The 15,691-nt window shown below is 47.1% G+C and carries 13 protein-coding genes; 12 read left to right on the top strand and 1 reads right to left on the bottom strand.

What is annotated here, in order from left to right; all coding sequences use genetic code 11:
• Positions 1 to 92 precede the first annotated feature (92 nt).
• From SOHN41_RS03275 to SOHN41_RS03240, 8 genes are all read left to right on the top strand, one after another.
• Positions 93 to 1,064 carry a hypothetical protein gene (locus SOHN41_RS03275; protein ID WP_007645555.1) on the top strand — a complete coding sequence of 324 codons (972 nt, stop codon included), beginning with the start codon at positions 93 to 95 and terminating at the stop codon, positions 1,062 to 1,064.
• A 13-nt stretch (positions 1,065 to 1,077) separates the two neighbouring features.
• Positions 1,078 to 1,977, top strand: coding sequence for a DUF350 domain-containing protein (locus SOHN41_RS03270; RefSeq protein WP_007645553.1), 900 nt, complete (start codon positions 1,078 to 1,080; stop codon positions 1,975 to 1,977).
• A gap of 4 nt (positions 1,978 to 1,981) precedes the next feature.
• Entirely contained in the window at positions 1,982 to 3,706 is a 1,725-nt protein-coding gene (locus SOHN41_RS03265; RefSeq protein ID WP_007645551.1) for a polyamine aminopropyltransferase, read from the top strand.
• 78 nt (positions 3,707 to 3,784) lie between these two features.
• The gene (locus SOHN41_RS03260) at positions 3,785 to 4,198 is read left to right on the top strand and encodes a YjfI family protein (RefSeq protein ID WP_007645549.1); all 414 of its coding nucleotides are present in this window, start codon (positions 3,785 to 3,787) and stop codon (positions 4,196 to 4,198) included.
• An 11-nt stretch (positions 4,199 to 4,209) separates the two neighbouring features.
• Complete coding sequence (locus SOHN41_RS03255; protein ID WP_007645543.1) at positions 4,210 to 4,899, top strand: PspA/IM30 family protein; 690 nt, start codon at positions 4,210 to 4,212, stop codon at positions 4,897 to 4,899.
• Positions 4,900 to 5,068: 169 nt separating this feature from the next.
• Positions 5,069 to 5,722 carry a hypothetical protein gene (locus SOHN41_RS03250; protein WP_007645541.1) on the top strand — a complete coding sequence of 218 codons (654 nt, stop codon included), beginning with the start codon at positions 5,069 to 5,071 and terminating at the stop codon, positions 5,720 to 5,722.
• A gap of 115 nt (positions 5,723 to 5,837) precedes the next feature.
• Positions 5,838 to 6,167, top strand: coding sequence for a hypothetical protein (locus tag SOHN41_RS03245; RefSeq protein WP_007645538.1), 330 nt, complete (start codon positions 5,838 to 5,840; stop codon positions 6,165 to 6,167).
• A gap of 144 nt (positions 6,168 to 6,311) precedes the next feature.
• Positions 6,312 to 7,157 (top strand): potassium channel family protein, encoded by an 846-nt coding sequence (locus SOHN41_RS03240; RefSeq protein WP_007645536.1) that lies wholly within the window; start codon positions 6,312 to 6,314, stop codon positions 7,155 to 7,157.
• 13 nt (positions 7,158 to 7,170) lie between these two features.
• Here SOHN41_RS03240 and SOHN41_RS03235 read toward each other — a convergent pair whose 3' ends face one another.
• Positions 7,171 to 8,682 carry an inorganic triphosphatase gene (locus tag SOHN41_RS03235; protein ID WP_037458122.1) on the bottom strand — a complete coding sequence of 504 codons (1,512 nt, stop codon included), beginning with the start codon at positions 8,680 to 8,682 and terminating at the stop codon, positions 7,171 to 7,173.
• Between the two features lie 231 nt (positions 8,683 to 8,913).
• Between SOHN41_RS03235 and SOHN41_RS03230 the strand changes: the two genes are divergently transcribed.
• The 4 genes from SOHN41_RS03230 (at position 8,914) to putA (ending at position 15,108) form a co-directional block, all read left to right on the top strand.
• Complete coding sequence (locus SOHN41_RS03230; RefSeq protein ID WP_007645532.1) at positions 8,914 to 9,594, top strand: TIGR00153 family protein; 681 nt, start codon at positions 8,914 to 8,916, stop codon at positions 9,592 to 9,594.
• Positions 9,595 to 9,619: 25 nt separating this feature from the next.
• A complete protein-coding gene (locus SOHN41_RS03225; protein ID WP_007645531.1) occupies positions 9,620 to 10,909 on the top strand; it encodes an inorganic phosphate transporter in 1,290 nt (429 codons plus the stop codon).
• Positions 10,910 to 11,104: 195 nt separating this feature from the next.
• Positions 11,105 to 11,653, top strand: coding sequence for a TIGR04211 family SH3 domain-containing protein (locus SOHN41_RS03220; RefSeq protein WP_007645529.1), 549 nt, complete (start codon positions 11,105 to 11,107; stop codon positions 11,651 to 11,653).
• Between the two features lie 260 nt (positions 11,654 to 11,913).
• Positions 11,914 to 15,108, top strand: coding sequence for a bifunctional proline dehydrogenase/L-glutamate gamma-semialdehyde dehydrogenase PutA (gene putA, locus SOHN41_RS03215; RefSeq protein WP_192825499.1), 3,195 nt, complete (start codon positions 11,914 to 11,916; stop codon positions 15,106 to 15,108).
• Positions 15,109 to 15,691 lie beyond the last annotated feature (583 nt).

Genomic DNA, 15,691 nt, shown 5'->3' with positions numbered 1-15,691 from the left:
GGTACTATAACCTGCACGGCAGGCATATTGGGTAAGTGGATTATTATTGTCTGCAAGTATTTGAGTTTTATTTCAACACTTTTGGAGAAAACATGGCAGGAATGCTAATGCGTGTTCTCGCATCGATACTCTGTTTAGCCGTCATGCTATCGCTCACGGGATGTGGCGATGATAGGCCGGCAAAAATTGAAAAGTATCAACAACTCACAGAGCAACGCCTCACCACATTGAGCACCATGCTTGATGATGGACAATTGCGTAACGCCAATCTGTTAAACCAGTACAGCACACTGTTAAAACAGCAAAAACCCGATTTCGCTCCCCTTCTCGACGAATTAGCCAAGGATGCAGGCACCCAAGGGCCTATGTATTCCTCCCTAAAACGTCGTTTGGAAGAGTCCAAAAATTCAGCAAACTTTGCCGATTTGGATCAACAATTAGCCGAAGCCGAGAACCTCTATCAGGCAGCTGATCCTAGTTTGTATAACGATATGTTGTCCGATCCCGTGAACGTGGTCGCCGATATGTCCGAGGGCAAGCTCGCCCGGGTGAATGCGATTAGCCGCGAAGCCGCCGCACTCGCCAATAGTGCCGAAGATTTTGGCCCAGGTAGTCAATTGGTCGGCAATCCATCCTATGGTAGCTGGCAAACCGACTCGAACGGTATGTCGTTTTGGGCCTGGTATGGCATGTACTCGATGTTTTCGAATGTCTTCAACCGCCCAATTTATTACGACAGGTGGTCCGGCAATCGCGGATATAGCTATTACAATGATGTAGGCCGCTATCGCTATACGTCACCCAAACAAGCGAATGCCCAGGCTAAAACCTTCGAGCAAACTAAAAAACGTTTCGACTCCCAAGGTAAGCGCTTCGATAGCCCCTACGCTAAACCGCGTACCGGAGCTACGGCGCTCTCCCGTGAAAGCACCAGTGCACCTAAAGCCAATACCACCAGTGCCAGTAAAAGTTCGAGCAGCAAGTTTCGTTCAAACTATTCTAAAGACAGCAGCTTTCGCAATTCCAGTAATCGCACGACCCGCAGTGTGCGCCGGGGCAAGTAACTAAGGATTTCCAATGACACTATTTCAGGATTTCGGTATCACACCAGAGCTAGCCACCATACTGGCAATCGACCTCACAATTGCGGTTATCTTGCTGACATTAATGCGTTATTTGCAAGGCTGGAGCGTCAGAGTCAACAGCCGTAACGAATTAGCAGAGCGAGATAACTTTGCCTTTGGCATCAGCACCGCGGGCGCCGTTGCCGCGCTCGGCATAGTACTGACAGGGGCTATCACGGGCGCTGCGGCACATTCTTACCTAACCGAGGCTATCGGCATGAGCGCCTATGGTTTATTCGGCTTAGTGCTGATTAAATTAGGCCGTTTCCTCCACGATAAGATTGCCTTAAATGAGTTCGATAAGAACGAGCAAATCGTCAAAGGGAATGTGTCCATCGCGATTGTCGATGCCAGCGTTGCCATAGCGACAGCCATTATCATCCGCTCCGTGCTGCTATGGGCGGAAGATTTAACCTTAGACACTTTTATCGCTATCTTCAGCGCCTTTGCTATCTCACAGCTTATGTTGGTGTTACTGACTCGCTGGCGCGAACATCGCTTCGCCAGTCGCAATCAAGACTCCTCAATGCAACAGGCTTTGGTGCAGGGCCATACTGCACTGGCCATACGTCATGCGGGTTATATGATTGCTATGGCGCTCAGTTTCAATGCCGCCAGCCACTTTATCATTTATAATCCAACGGCTTATGTCACGAACGTGATCGGCTGGCTAGTGTTCTCAGTGATCATGTTAATCGCACTGACCTTGTTGCTGTTTATTGTGAAAAAACTGGTACTCGCCAGCATCGATTTAGCCGATGAGGTCGAGAGGCAACACAATATCGGTATCGCTGCGGTAGAAATGGCGATCAGTATCGCTATCGCACTTATCCTTACGGCACTGATGGCCTGATTAAATGCAAGAAACTCGCTCAACCTCCTTAGCGGCTAAACCCAGCCACCTAGGTTGGTTCGATGATGCCCTATTATTGGGCATTATGGCCGTATTAGCAGGGTGCGGCCTAATCTATGAATATCTGTTATCCCACTACGCGGGGCGCATTTTAGGGGCGTTGGAAGCCGCCATCTATACGATGATCGGCTTGATGATAGTCTCCATGGGCTTAGGAGCCTTTGCCGCCCGTAAGATCCGCGATGCCTTTACTGGCTTTGTCATTTTAGAACTCACTGTCGCACTCTGTGGTTCATTGGCCATTCTGATCACCGCGGCTGTGATTGGTTTTGGCCAGCAGTTACCCATGCTGATCGCCAGCACCTTAGGCTTACCACCGGATCAACTCCCCGAAGGCGGTGTGATTGGTCAACTACAGAAACTCAGCGAATATTTACCCTATGTATGGGGTGTGTTACTAGGCCTGATGATTGGCATGGAAATCCCACTGATCGCTAGGGTTCGCCAGTCCCTTTCGGACGAACATTTGCTCCACAATGCGGGGACTATTTACGGCGCCGATTATATAGGTGCGGGCATAGGAGCCGCCATTTGGGTGGGCTTCATGCTCGCCATTGATATTCAACTCGCCGCGGCCTTAACTGCCAGTTTCAATTTGCTCGCGGGTTTTGTGTTTATCTGGCGATTCTGGCCTAAAATCCGCCGTCCTAAACTTCTGTTAACTGGGCACCTTATGGTCACAGGAGTCTTACTTGTACTCGCAACTCAAGGCCCGCAATGGGAACGACACTTCAATAATTTGCTCTATAAAGATAAAGTTATTTACAGTAAAGCGACTCGGTTTCAACAACTTACCTTTACTGAGCGACTACGCGGGAACGGTCTGCCACCCATTTATGCTTTATATATTAATGGCCGGTTGCAGTTTTCCAGTATTGATGAACATATTTACCATGCATTTCTTGTGCACCCAACGCTCGCGGCCAGTGCCCGTCATAACAAAGTGTTGATTATCGGCGGTGGCGATGGGCTTGGCTTAAAGCAAGTGCTTCAGTGGGAACCGGAGCAAGTAACACTGCTCGATCTTGATGCGGCGCTAGTACAACTCTTTAAATCCACCGATACCGCTATGCCCGACAGATTGAGCCGCGCCATGTTGGCACTTAATGGTGATGCCTTTAACGATCCCCGCGTCACAGTAATCCATGATGATGCCTTTAATGGCGTCGATAAACTGATTGCAACGGGTGTGAAATACGATGCCATTATTGTGGATCTGCCCGATCCGAGTCACCCCGATCTTAATAAACTCTACTCGGACTATTTCTACCGTAAATTAAAGGAACTAATGAGCAATGATGGCGCTCTGACAGTACAGTCAACCTCGCCTTACCATGCCCAAACAGCATTTATCTCGGTCGCAAAAACCTTGGCATTAGCGGGATTTGACGTCAAACAATACCATCATAATGTGCCCAGTTTTGGTGAATGGGGTTGGAGTATTGCAACATTAAGCGGCAAAGATGCCCAGCATAGGCTAGCCGAGCTTAACGCTCTGCCTGTAAAGGATGATTGGTTGACCTTAGGTTTAGTGAACGGTGCCTTTGAGTTTCCGGCTAACTTTTACCGGGATGCCGCCAATATCAAACCTAATGAACTCGGCTCGTTGCAGTTGTATCACTACCATCTACAGGCTTGGTCCGAAACCCAAGGACTGGAACTTTTTTAACGGATAAAGATAGTGCTTGACATATTATGTCTTGATGCTATCTTTGAACACAGACATAATATGTCAATAAGGACAAATATGAATATCCATACCCTTGCCAATCACCTCAACAGTCTTGGCAATAATAGCCAAACCGGCTTTCAGTTCGATTGTTATCCTATTGATGGCGAAGTCGAAGTATTGCAAGTGAATGTGGTTGGTCGTGAAGAAATCCCGGTATTCGTATCGGTGACGGATAACCAGATTCTTTGCATCAGTTACCTGTGGGGCGAGAACGAAGTAAACCAAGAACGTCGCAGTGAAATGTTTGAAACCATGCTAGAACTCAACATTCCAATGCCTCTGTCAGCCTTTGCGAAAATTGATGACAAATACGTGGTTTACGGTGCGCTATCACTGCAATCTAGCATGCTCGAAATCGAGCAAGAATTAGCAGTTTTATCCGATAACTGCTTAGAAGTTATCGATGAAATGGTCGACTATCTGAAATAAGGAGCCACAAAATGGGCATTCTGAATAAAATTTTGACAGCGTTTCGCGGTGGTGCCACCGAAGTTGGCCAGAGCATCGTTGATGCAAACTCAACCCGTATTTTCGAACAGGAAATCCGTGACGCCGAAAAACATTTAACCAACGCTAAGCGCGAACTGACAGATGTCATGGCAAAAGAAATGCAAGCCAGTCGTGAAATCGATCGCCTAAAACGTTCCATTGCCGAGCACGAAGGCTATGCAACCCAAGCACTTGATAAGGGCAATGAAACCTTAGCAATTGAAGTTGCAGAAAAAATTGCCGAGCTTGATCAGCAATTAGCCGAGCAGCAAAGCGCCAACGACAGCTTCAGTGCCCATGCACTGCGTCTGAAGGATTTAGTGAAGAAGACCGAACGCCAACTGTCTGATTATCAGCGCCAGTTAAGCATGGTTAAAACCACTGAGAGCGTGCAAAAAGCCACGGCAACCATTACCGACTCTTTCGCTTCAAGCAACTCTAAACTGCTGAATGCTAAAGATTCATTAGAACGTATCAAGGCACGTCAGCAACAGTTTGACGACAGATTAAAAGCCGCTGAAACCTTAGCCGAAGAAAACAGTGATAAGTCACTGCAAGCTAAGTTAGCCGAAGCAGGGATAGGCGAGCAAAAGTCTAATGCTAATGCCGTGCTTGACCGTATCAAAGCACGTAAAAGCTAAGTAATGTGTGACCGAATGCCGAGCTTCAGTGGGATCATCACCCCCTATTGAGCTCGGCATTTTTTTGCTTTATTCGCAATTGAACCTCAGCCCGTGATATTTCGCAGCCTATGGCTAACTATGCGGCATTGGGATCCACCGCACACGGGCACCGCCAGTAGGAGTAACTATGGGATTTTTCAACAGTATTTTTGGCAAAAAAGCACCCCCACTGCGCGAGCTTAATCACCCCTCCCAGCTCAATGTGGGCGATATGATCTCCATCGATAACAGCTTTGCTTTACCCACACAATTGCGCGGTCAGCAGCTTAAGGTCGAAGCCGTTAACACCTATGAGTTTGAACGCCGCCAGCAGGCAGAATGGGTGCTCAAGGGCCATGGTAGCGAGACGATTTATTTAAGCATTGAAGAGGACGATGAAACCTACCTCGCCTTTTCCTTAAAAATTTCTCGCTCTCAGGTGGAACAGATTTTTGATTTGGAGCAATTTAGCACGCTATTTGATGAGCCTGGCCATGCAACGCTACTAACTCAGGAATTACCGGCAGATACCACCAATCAACTTGAGCAATGGTTAGGGAAAAAATACCATCAAGTGACTTTTGCCGCCTTTGGTTACTTTCACCGCGAAGATTATCGCAATCTTAAGCCACCCCAAGATGCCAATGGTGCCACGGGTGAACCCTTTGAATATTATCTTTTACTTGATGATGACGAGAGTCGCGCGCTGGAAGTTGAAGTCTACGAAGGTGGCGATACCGATGTAGTATTAACGCTATATAGACCAATCACAGACATTAGAGATTACTGGCCTAGCAAGTAGTGGCTAGAATAAGATAAAGTGCGAAACTCGCACTTTATCAAGCGAAATACAATCGCAGAGTCCAGTCTCGCTATAGTTAGTGACATAAATGGTTGATAGCAACAGGTAATACGTAATGAGTAAAACGAAAAATCCACTTCCAGAGCAATGGTTGAAGAATCAACAGGCTGCCAAGGCGACACAAGTGGCATTCGATCTCGATGAAAAATTTCAATACTCTATCCGTAAAGCGGCACTGGATGCGGGTGTGAGTCCTTCGGATCAAATCCGTACCATTTTAGGTCTTAGCGTATCAAAACGCCCGACTCGTCCACGCTTAACCGTATCCCTCAATGCCGAAGATTATGTACAACTCGCCGAAAAATATGGCCTCAGTGCCGATGCGCAATTGGAAATTAAGCGTCGTGTTCTCGATGATTTAGTCCACTTCGTCGATAAAAAATGAGTCTCGACAAGGTCTGGCTATGGTCAATACTTAGCGTAGTTAACACCTAAGTGATAACCCATCATTTATCACGAAGTTAATTTACTCGTAGGGTAAAGTCTTTTACCTTAGATATTCGCCGCACAAAACGGGATCATGTGAAGCATGACTGATAAAACACCTTGGTCACTCCGTACGCTTGGAGGCCCTTCTCCCTTCGAGTTAGCGATGATGTTGTTATCATTGCTATCTGTGATCATAGTGCTGATCATGACCTTTGGTCGCCTCGATGGTGAAACCAATCGGTTATTGTTTTTTATTGATACGACCATTTGTTTGATTTTCATGGCTAATTTTTTTATTGGCCTGTTTCGTGCCCGAGATAAAACCTTTTACCTACGCCATCATTGGATTGATTTTATTGCCAGCATTCCGGCAATTGAAGCCCTACGTATCGCCCGTGTGTTCCAGATCCTAAGGGTTATCCGTCTGATCCGCATGAGCCGTTCCCTACTCTTACCACTGATAAAACAGCGTAAACAAACCACCTTAGCTAGCCTATTGGTCGCCATGGTGACTATCCTCACGTTTGCCTCAATCATTATTTTGATCGTCGAAAGCGGTACCGAAGGCGCTAATATTCAAACCGCCGAACAAGCCATTTGGTGGGCCTTAGTCACTATCTCAACCGTAGGTTATGGGGATTACTACCCTGTCAGTACCGCGGGTCATATCGTCGGCGGCATCGTTATCGTTAGCGGCGTCAGCTTCTTCGGGGTGATTTCGGGCTATATGGCATCGGTATTTGTCGCGCCCGATGAAACCGAGAGACAGGAACGCCAAGACGCCCATAAGGCCGAAATCAAGTCAGAGTTAGAAATCGCGTTGGCGAGGATGGAGGCTAGTCAGCAACAAATGGAGCTGAATCAAGCGCAAATGCTGGCGAAAATTGCCGAGCTAAAGCAGGCATTAGAAGATAAAAAACACGAGAGCCCACTCCATGGGCCCTAATCGTCACAATGAACTACCAATAGATTGTTTGCTGCAGTGCATTTTGTCTGGATGATTCCATGGCGAACAATAGGCTTTGCTGTTTTTCCTCAAGCCATTCACTTAAATCAATCCCCAGTTGCTGAGCCGTCCTGTTTAAGGTGCGATAGCATGCTAAGGTTTTGATCCCAAGCACTATATCCTGCCAAGGAGCACGAAAAGCATCACGGGATTTAGCCTCATATAAAGCGCCATAGGCTTGACCCACTTGAATGCCTTCATCCAATAGCCTTACACATCCTAAGTAATCATCGCACCCCATAGTTTTATCTAGAGGCATAGCATCGAGGATCGCCTGCCAAGAGGCTTGCTGAGCCCTATCGGCATGTTGCTGTAACCCCAGTTCGTCATTTAAAGGAATATTGCCCGCGCTGATATTGAGTAGAATATCGACTATCGCCAGTTGCAGTTGACCATATTCCACTTGTCGCCAAAGAGAAGGTAGCTGCTCGGTGAGATTAAGTTCATCAAACTGAGCACGCAGTTGCCGTGTTAATCTGCTACTTTCAGCAAGCCTATTCACTAAGCCCTTTAGGCTACCAAGCAAAGTCGTAAGTGTCTGAGCTTCTTCTATAAAACCTAACTGATGTTCAATATCCATAAACCGCTGTGCCAAAGTGGCATCGAGCAAATCAAACTGGGTTAAGGTCATTCGCAGTAAACGGATACAGGCCCGCATCCGCCACCAAAGTGCGATACAAGCTTCGTTATCTGTCGCCTCAATTATCATGCCTTCAAGCAGTTGCCAACGTTCGAGTGCAGTCTCGAGTAACACCTGACAGGTGGCTGTGAGTTCTTGTTGATGGGGTTGGTGTAGATTCATGTCCATCGGCGTTGGCAGAGATAGGAATTCGAGCGCACTGAGTGCTAAGGGCTTTTGTTTACCCGCTAATCTGTACCCGCGCTGTGCTTTACTGGCTTTACCTAAACGCACGGGAATGGTATTCGCCACTTGCATCGCGAGCGTTAACAGTGCTTGAGTGTCACCACTGAGCAATTCAAACTCTAGCTCGCATAGGGCTTCATGCTGGCCATTAGCGGTAATCTCCCCGGTATCTAATGCGACTTCTATCACACTTTGGTCAATTTCAACATGCCAAGCGCGGCGATAAAAATCAGTGTGAAAGACACAACTCAACTGAGCTTGAACTGCGGCAATATCTGCAGCCACGGGCCAAATTGTGGCTGGGAATAGGCTTAAATCTGGGCTATCTGCTTGAATGGTTACATTATATTCAGGCCGGGAATGTATCCCACCGACAACTTGTCCAGCCGTTTTTATGGTCTGTTCTTTATGCTCATCGTAACCACGCACCCGCAATCCCATGTCCCAATGGCGTAACTGGAGGTCGGGAGTATCAAAATAACCATTTGCTAAACGACGCTGACCTTGAGGTACAGAGCTATCGAGGCTATCTAACTTATTTATCAGGGATTCTTGGTATTGCGGTAGAAAAAACAGCTTTAATTCAATCTCAGCATTCATTGCACGATCGCTCACTTTGTCATCAAACATTCACCCATGTGTCATCTTTAATTCATAATGTCACAAATGTGTCATAAAAATCCCTTAGGATTTGGTTTTGAAGTTGGTATAGAACCCGTTAGAATATAGCTGTGATTTTTTCTCAAAAAACACAGTTTCAATACGCGGACGCATAGGTTAACATGCGCCCGCTTTTTCCAATCATGGAACAATCTAAATAGGTAAACGGCAATGCCAGTAAACTCTATTTTGGGCGTGTTTGCAAAATCGCCAATTAAGCCTCTTCAAGAGCACATGGACAAGGTCTACGATTGCGCATCGTTACTGGTCCCCTTTTTCGAAGCCACTATCACAGGTAACTGGGATAATGCAGTTCAACTACGTAAGCAAATCAGTTTAGCCGAAAAGCAAGGTGATTCACTCAAACGTGAAATTCGTCTCACTCTGCCAAGCGGTTTGTTTATGCCGGTAGAACGTACTGATTTATTGGAACTATTAACTCAACAAGATAAAATCGCTAACAAAGCAAAAGATATCTCTGGTCGTGTTATCGGACGTCAATTGCTTATCCCTCAGGTCATGCAAGTGCCTTTTATTGCCTATCTACAACGCTGTATTGATGCGGTAGGTCTTGCACAACAAGTCATTAACGAGCTAGAAGATCTGTTAGAAACGGGTTTCCGCGGTCGTGAAGTCGACTTAGTGGCCAAAATGATCAACGAGCTCGATATCATCGAAGAAGATACTGACGATCTACAAATTCAGTTACGCCGTCAGCTGTTCGCCCTGGAGTCAGAATTGAATCCTGTCGATGTGATGTTCCTCTACAAAACGATTGAATGGGTCGGTGGTCTTGCGGATCTCGCCGAACGCGTCGGGTCACGTCTTGAGCTTATGCTGGCTCGCGTTTAATAAATAAGGTTATCAAGGTATCAATATGGTTGATGCAGGTATTGAGGTGGCTAACGTCTTAGTCACCAACGGCCCGTGGCTTATTGCCGTTGCGGCCGCATTTGGTTTTCTCATGGCTTGGGGTATTGGTGCGAATGACGTCGCCAATGCGATGGGAACCTCTGTAGGTTCAAATGCAATCACAATTAAACAAGCGATTATTATCGCTATGATTTTTGAATTTGCAGGCGCTTATTTAGCGGGTGGCGAAGTCACCAGTACAATCCGTAACGGGATTATTGATCCTAGCTATTTCACTGCGACGCCAGAATTACTGGTTTACGGTATGATTGGCTCATTGTTAGCCGCAGGGATTTGGTTAGTCGTAGCATCAGCCTTAGGCTGGCCAGTGTCTACGACTCACTCTATTGTGGGAGCGATTATCGGCTTCGCCGCAGTGGGTGTTGGTAGTGAATCTGTTTCATGGGATAAAGTCGGCGGTATCGTAGGTTCTTGGGTGATTACCCCAGCTATTTCGGGTTTTATTGCTTTTACCATATTCCAGAGCACGCAAAAGTTAATCTTCAATACCGATGATCCATTGAGCAACGCGAAACGCTATGTACCTTTTTACATGGCATTTGCGGGTTTTATCATGGCATTAGTCACTATTTTGAAGGGCTTAAGCCATGTCGGTATCAATATTAAAGGTGTTGATGCTTATATGCTCGCGGGTGTAGTCGCATTAGCCGTAGGTATTTTCGGCAAAATCGCAATTTCGCGTTTGAAAATGAGTGACAAAACCAATCGCCAAACCATGTTTGCCAACGTAGAGAAAGTGTTTGCGATTCTCATGGTCGTCACCGCCTGTTGTATGGCTTTCGCCCACGGTTCAAACGACGTTGCCAACGCCATTGGTCCATTAGCGGCTGTGGTCTCTGTGGTAAGCAGTGGCGGTGAAATTGCCTCTAAATCCGCTTTAGTCTGGTGGATTTTACCCTTAGGCGCCGTAGGTATCGTCATGGGGCTGGCGATTTTCGGTAAGCGCGTGATGCAAACTATTGGTAAGAACATTACTCACTTAACCCCGAGCCGTGGCTTTGCGGCCGAATTAGCGGCGGCGTCTACCGTGGTTATCGCCTCGGGTACAGGCTTACCTATCTCTACAACTCAAACCTTAGTCGGTGCGGTATTAGGTGTCGGTATGGCCCGTGGTATCGCGGCGATTAACATCGGCGTAGTGCGCAATATCGTTGTCTCTTGGGTGGTCACCTTACCTGCGGGTGCGGGTTTATCCATCATCTTCTTCTTTATGATTAAAGGCATCTTTAACTAAGAAGAATGAGGGCTCCTATGGCACGTTCGCCATAAAAAAGCATGACAATACAGGAATAGCAGGCATGGATGCGGCAAAGTTGAGGGAAGTCTATGACTTCCCTCTTGCATTGCAGGCCTCAAATCCCTAGCATGTGGTCACTATTTCGTTGATGAGAATACAAAAGTGTTAAGACTCCTGACTCTGGTGGGAATGATGTTACTGTCTTCCAACCTGCTGGCCGAAGGCCAATCCCGCTACATCTCGGATAACGTGTTTCTTTATATTCTCAATGGCCCAGGTACTGATTTTCGTATTTTGGGTTCGATTGAAGCGGGTCAACCTATTACGTTCCTAGGCGAAACTCAGGGCGATTATTCAAAAATAATCGATCACAAAGGTCGCGAAGGTTGGGTGCCGACCAACCTAATCAGTTCAAGCCCAAGTTTTCGTGAGCAAGTGTCAACCTTGACAAATGAGCTCAACGAAGCAAAAGCGAAACTGGCAGAAGTATTAAGTTCTACGGATAACCATACCGATGAAGTCGCTGAGCTCAAAGCTAAGTTAAACGAAGCCGAAACCATGCTGAGCAAAACCACGCAGGAGCGTGATAGTCTCAAAGTGGCCGTTGACCGTAGTGCACAGGAGGCTCAATTTGCCCTATGGCGCGAAGGCGGGCTGATCGCTGCTGCCGGATTAATTATTGGGGTTATTTTGGTTTACTTGCCTAGACCACAACGCCGTAACAAGAAACGCTGGATGTAATAATTTTAGGGTTACAGCAAGATTTATTCCTTTAAAAAGCCAGTGTTTTCAAACGCTGGCTTTTTTGTCAATCAAGCGTTACATCCGCTAATTGACACCCGAGTTAAACATTCTTCACATTCTTCCACGCTAGAGTGTTGCCCGTCACATTTTGGTTGTATAATCTGCGCGCGAAAACCTTCATATTGTATACAAAATATCAAATGCGTTTCGCGCCCCCCATTTTTGTTTCAACAATAACGCCTAGATAATTGGCCAAGATGGAAGCGATTACTATGTTCAAAGCGAGTGAAGTGCTGGCAGGCCGATACGATTCTGCCAATCTCGACGAACTGTTCAGAGCCGTCACCGACAACTACATTGTCGATGAAGAACAATACTTGTCAGAGTTAATCAAACTAGTACCCTCCAGTGATGAAGCCATAGAGCGCGTCACTCGTCGTGCCCACGAACTGGTCAATAAGGTTCGTCAATTCGAGAAAAAAGGTCTAATGGTCGGCATCGACGCCTTCCTCCAACAGTACAGCTTAGAAACACAGGAAGGCATTATCCTGATGTGTTTAGCCGAAGCCCTGTTACGTATTCCCGATGCCGCCACCGCCGACGCACTGATTGAAGACAAACTGTCAGGTGCTAAGTGGGATGAGCATATGAGCAAGAGTGACTCTGTGCTCGTGAACGCATCGACCTGGGGCCTAATGCTCACGGGTAAAATCGTTAAGCTGGATAAAAAAATCGATGGTACCCCAAGCAACCTATTAAACCGTTTAGTCAACCGTTTAGGTGAACCCGTTATCCGCCAAGCCATGATGGCGGCGATGAAGATCATGGGTAAGCAATTCGTACTGGGTCGCACCATGAAAGAGGCCCTAAAGAACAGTGAGGATAAACGTAAACTGGGTTATACCCATTCCTACGACATGCTGGGCGAAGCGGCATTAACCCGTAAAGATGCCGAGAAATACTATACCGATTACGCCAATGCAATCACTGAGTTAGGTGCTCAAAACTATAACGAAAACGAGTCACCTCGCCCAACGATCTCAATCAAATTATCGGCGCTGCACCCGCGTTACGAAGTCGCTAACGAAGACCGTGTGTTGACAGAACTGTACGACACCGTCATCCGCCTAATTAAACTCGCGCGCAGCTTAAATATCGGTATTTCTATCGATGCAGAAGAAGTTGATCGCCTCGAATTATCACTAAAACTATTTCAAAAACTGTTTAATGCCGAAGCCACTAAAGGCTGGGGATTACTCGGTATCGTGGTTCAAGCTTACTCTAAGCGCGCCCTGCCCGTATTGGTATGGTTAACACGTCTGGCGAAAGATCAAGGGGATGAAATCCCAGTCCGCTTAGTTAAAGGCGCCTATTGGGATAGCGAACTGAAATGGGCACAGCAAGCTGGCGAAGCCGCTTACCCACTCTACACTCGCAAAGCCGGTACTGACGTTTCTTACTTAGCCTGCGCCCGTTACTTATTATCAGACGCCACTCGCGGTGCGATTTACCCGCAATTTGCCAGCCATAACGCGCAAACCGTTGCGGCGATTTCCGATATGGCGGGCGATCGTAACCACGAGTTCCAACGCCTACACGGCATGGGACAAGAGCTATACGACACCATTCTGTCGGAAGCTGGCGCGAAAGCGGTGCGTATCTATGCGCCTATCGGTGCCCATAAGGATCTGCTGCCCTACTTAGTTCGCCGTCTACTGGAAAACGGGGCTAATACTTCGTTCGTCCACAAACTGGTGGATCCAAAAACGCCTATCGAGTCACTAGTGGTTCACCCACTGAAAACCCTGACAGGCTACAAAACCCTGGCTAACAACAAAATCGTTTTACCTACCGATATCTTCGGTAGCGATCGCAAAAATTCCAAGGGATTAAACATGAACATCATTTCCGAATCTGAGCCATTCTTCGCTGCCTTAGACAAATTCAAATCGACTCAGTGGCAAGCGGGTCCTCTGGTGAATGGTAAAACCTTAACCGGTGAACACAAGACCATAGTTAGCCCATTCGATACCACCCAAACCGTGGGTCAGGTCGCCTTTGCAGACAAAGCGGCCATAGAACAAGCACTGGCATCCGCTGAAGCGGCATTTACGTCATGGGCACGTACTCCAGTTGAAACCCGAGCCTCTGCACTGCAAAAGTTGGCCGATTTATTAGAGGAAAACCGCGAAGAATTGATCGCCCTGTGTACCCGTGAAGCAGGCAAGAGCATTCAAGACGGTATCGACGAAGTACGTGAAGCCGTCGACTTCTGCCGCTACTACGCAGTACAGGCCAAAAAGATGATGGCAAAGCCTGAACTGCTTCCAGGCCCAACGGGTGAGCTAAATGAACTGTTCCTCCAGGGCCGCGGTGTATTCGTCTGTATCAGCCCATGGAACTTCCCATTGGCGATTTTCCTCGGCCAAGTGTCTGCAGCATTAGCGGCGGGTAACACTGTTATCGCAAAACCCGCGGAGCAAACCTCAATTATTGGTTACCGTGCGGTGCAACTTGCTCACCAAGCAGGTATTCCTGTTGAGGTTCTACAATTCCTACCAGGTACTGGTGCAACTGTCGGCGCAGCCATTACGGCCGATGAGCGTATCGGTGGCGTGTGCTTTACCGGTTCGACTGGTACAGCAAAACTGATTAACCGCACACTCGCCAACCGTGAAGGCGCGATCATTCCGTTAATCGCCGAAACTGGCGGTCAAAATGCTATGGTGGTTGACTCTACCTCTCAACCAGAGCAAGTGGTTAACGATGTGGTTTCATCGTCATTTACCAGTGCAGGCCAACGCTGCTCGGCACTGCGCGTGCTCTTCCTGCAAGAAGATATTGCCGATCGCGTGATCGAAGTACTGCAAGGCGCAATGGATGAGCTAGTCATTGGTAACCCAAGCTCAGTGAAAACCGACGTAGGCCCAGTGATTGACGCCACCGCTAAGGCAAACCTTGATGCCCATATCGACCATATCAAGCAAGTCGGTAAGCTTATCAAGCAAATGCCACTACCTGCTGGCACTGAAAACGGCCACTTCGTTTCGCCAACCGCAGTTGAAATCGATTCGATTAAAGTGCTTGAGAAAGAACACTTTGGCCCAATCCTGCATGTGATCCGTTATAAAGCCGCCGATCTTGGCAAAGTTATCGATGAGATCAACAGCACAGGCTTTGGTTTAACTTTAGGTATCCACAGCCGTAACGAAGGCCATGCCTTAGAAGTGGCAGATAAAGTGAATGTCGGTAACGTCTACATCAACCGTAACCAAATCGGTGCCGTAGTTGGCGTACAGCCTTTCGGCGGTCAAGGTCTGTCTGGCACTGGCCCTAAAGCCGGTGGTCCACACTACTTAACCCGTTTTGTGACTGAAAAGACTCGCACCAACAATATCACCGCCATCGGTGGTAACGCGACCCTGCTGTCACTGGGTGATAGCGAAGAATAATATCGCTCACTAGTGAGTATTAAACAAAAGCCAGACTGAGTCTGGCTTTTTTATTGGGCAGCGAATGCTTATCCCCAAATTCAATTCGAGAAATAATCACTGGTATCATTGGTTCCCCCATCATTTTTTAGGGATAGCTTTTAGAGAACTGAACATTGTGGAAGTCTTAGCTTTTCAGTTATGTAATCATTAAGCAGTGTCATTCCAGTGACTCGCCGTAAATATATCCCTATAGGCTCGACGGCGGCATCTGCAATGCATGGAAGTGTAAATGCCGCGTTTACATGGATGTGAAAGAGCGGCCATGCCGCCAACGGCCACTTACATGACAATGCTTAACTCCCATCTAACCATCTAATAAATTTAAAAATTTTCTTTTTCAATTATATTTTTCGAAAATTTTACAATGAATGGTTCATTAAATATTCGCCGAGCTCACACTATTTTCTTCAACGCCCTGCAGTCACTTAGCAGGGGATCGGTGAACTTCCGTGACAGCAGAGTTAACTTCTCACATTGAAAGAGTTATGCATGCCCTATCTCTTGGCTCTAATTCGATGGGTAACTAAATTTATTGATCACC

Origin of the sequence: Shewanella sp. HN-41, from assembly GCF_000217915.1 — a bacterium.
Classification (GTDB): Bacteria; Pseudomonadota; Gammaproteobacteria; order Enterobacterales; family Shewanellaceae; genus Shewanella.
The sequence above is the reverse complement of the archived record's forward strand: the minus strand, read 5'-3'. Positions and strand labels throughout refer to the sequence as shown.

Excerpts from the sequence above, each read along its gene's own strand:
- SOHN41_RS03275 (WP_007645555.1), top strand. The coding sequence starts at position 93 with ATGGCAGGAATGCTAATGCGTGTTCTCGCATCGATACTCTGTTTAGCC.
- SOHN41_RS03270 (WP_007645553.1), top strand. The coding sequence starts at position 1,078 with ATGACACTATTTCAGGATTTCGGTATCACACCAGAGCTAGCCACCATA.
- SOHN41_RS03265 (WP_007645551.1), top strand. The coding sequence starts at position 1,982 with ATGCAAGAAACTCGCTCAACCTCCTTAGCGGCTAAACCCAGCCACCTA.
- SOHN41_RS03260 (WP_007645549.1), top strand. The coding sequence starts at position 3,785 with ATGAATATCCATACCCTTGCCAATCACCTCAACAGTCTTGGCAATAAT.
- SOHN41_RS03255 (WP_007645543.1), top strand. The coding sequence starts at position 4,210 with ATGGGCATTCTGAATAAAATTTTGACAGCGTTTCGCGGTGGTGCCACC.
- SOHN41_RS03250 (WP_007645541.1), top strand. The coding sequence starts at position 5,069 with ATGGGATTTTTCAACAGTATTTTTGGCAAAAAAGCACCCCCACTGCGC.
- SOHN41_RS03245 (WP_007645538.1), top strand. The coding sequence starts at position 5,838 with ATGAGTAAAACGAAAAATCCACTTCCAGAGCAATGGTTGAAGAATCAA.
- SOHN41_RS03240 (WP_007645536.1), top strand. The coding sequence starts at position 6,312 with ATGACTGATAAAACACCTTGGTCACTCCGTACGCTTGGAGGCCCTTCT.
- SOHN41_RS03235 (WP_037458122.1), bottom strand. The coding sequence starts at position 8,682 with ATGAATGCTGAGATTGAATTAAAGCTGTTTTTTCTACCGCAATACCAA.
- SOHN41_RS03230 (WP_007645532.1), top strand. The coding sequence starts at position 8,914 with ATGCCAGTAAACTCTATTTTGGGCGTGTTTGCAAAATCGCCAATTAAG.
- SOHN41_RS03225 (WP_007645531.1), top strand. The coding sequence starts at position 9,620 with ATGGTTGATGCAGGTATTGAGGTGGCTAACGTCTTAGTCACCAACGGC.
- SOHN41_RS03220 (WP_007645529.1), top strand. The coding sequence starts at position 11,105 with ATGTTACTGTCTTCCAACCTGCTGGCCGAAGGCCAATCCCGCTACATC.
- putA (WP_192825499.1), top strand. The coding sequence starts at position 11,914 with ATGGAAGCGATTACTATGTTCAAAGCGAGTGAAGTGCTGGCAGGCCGA.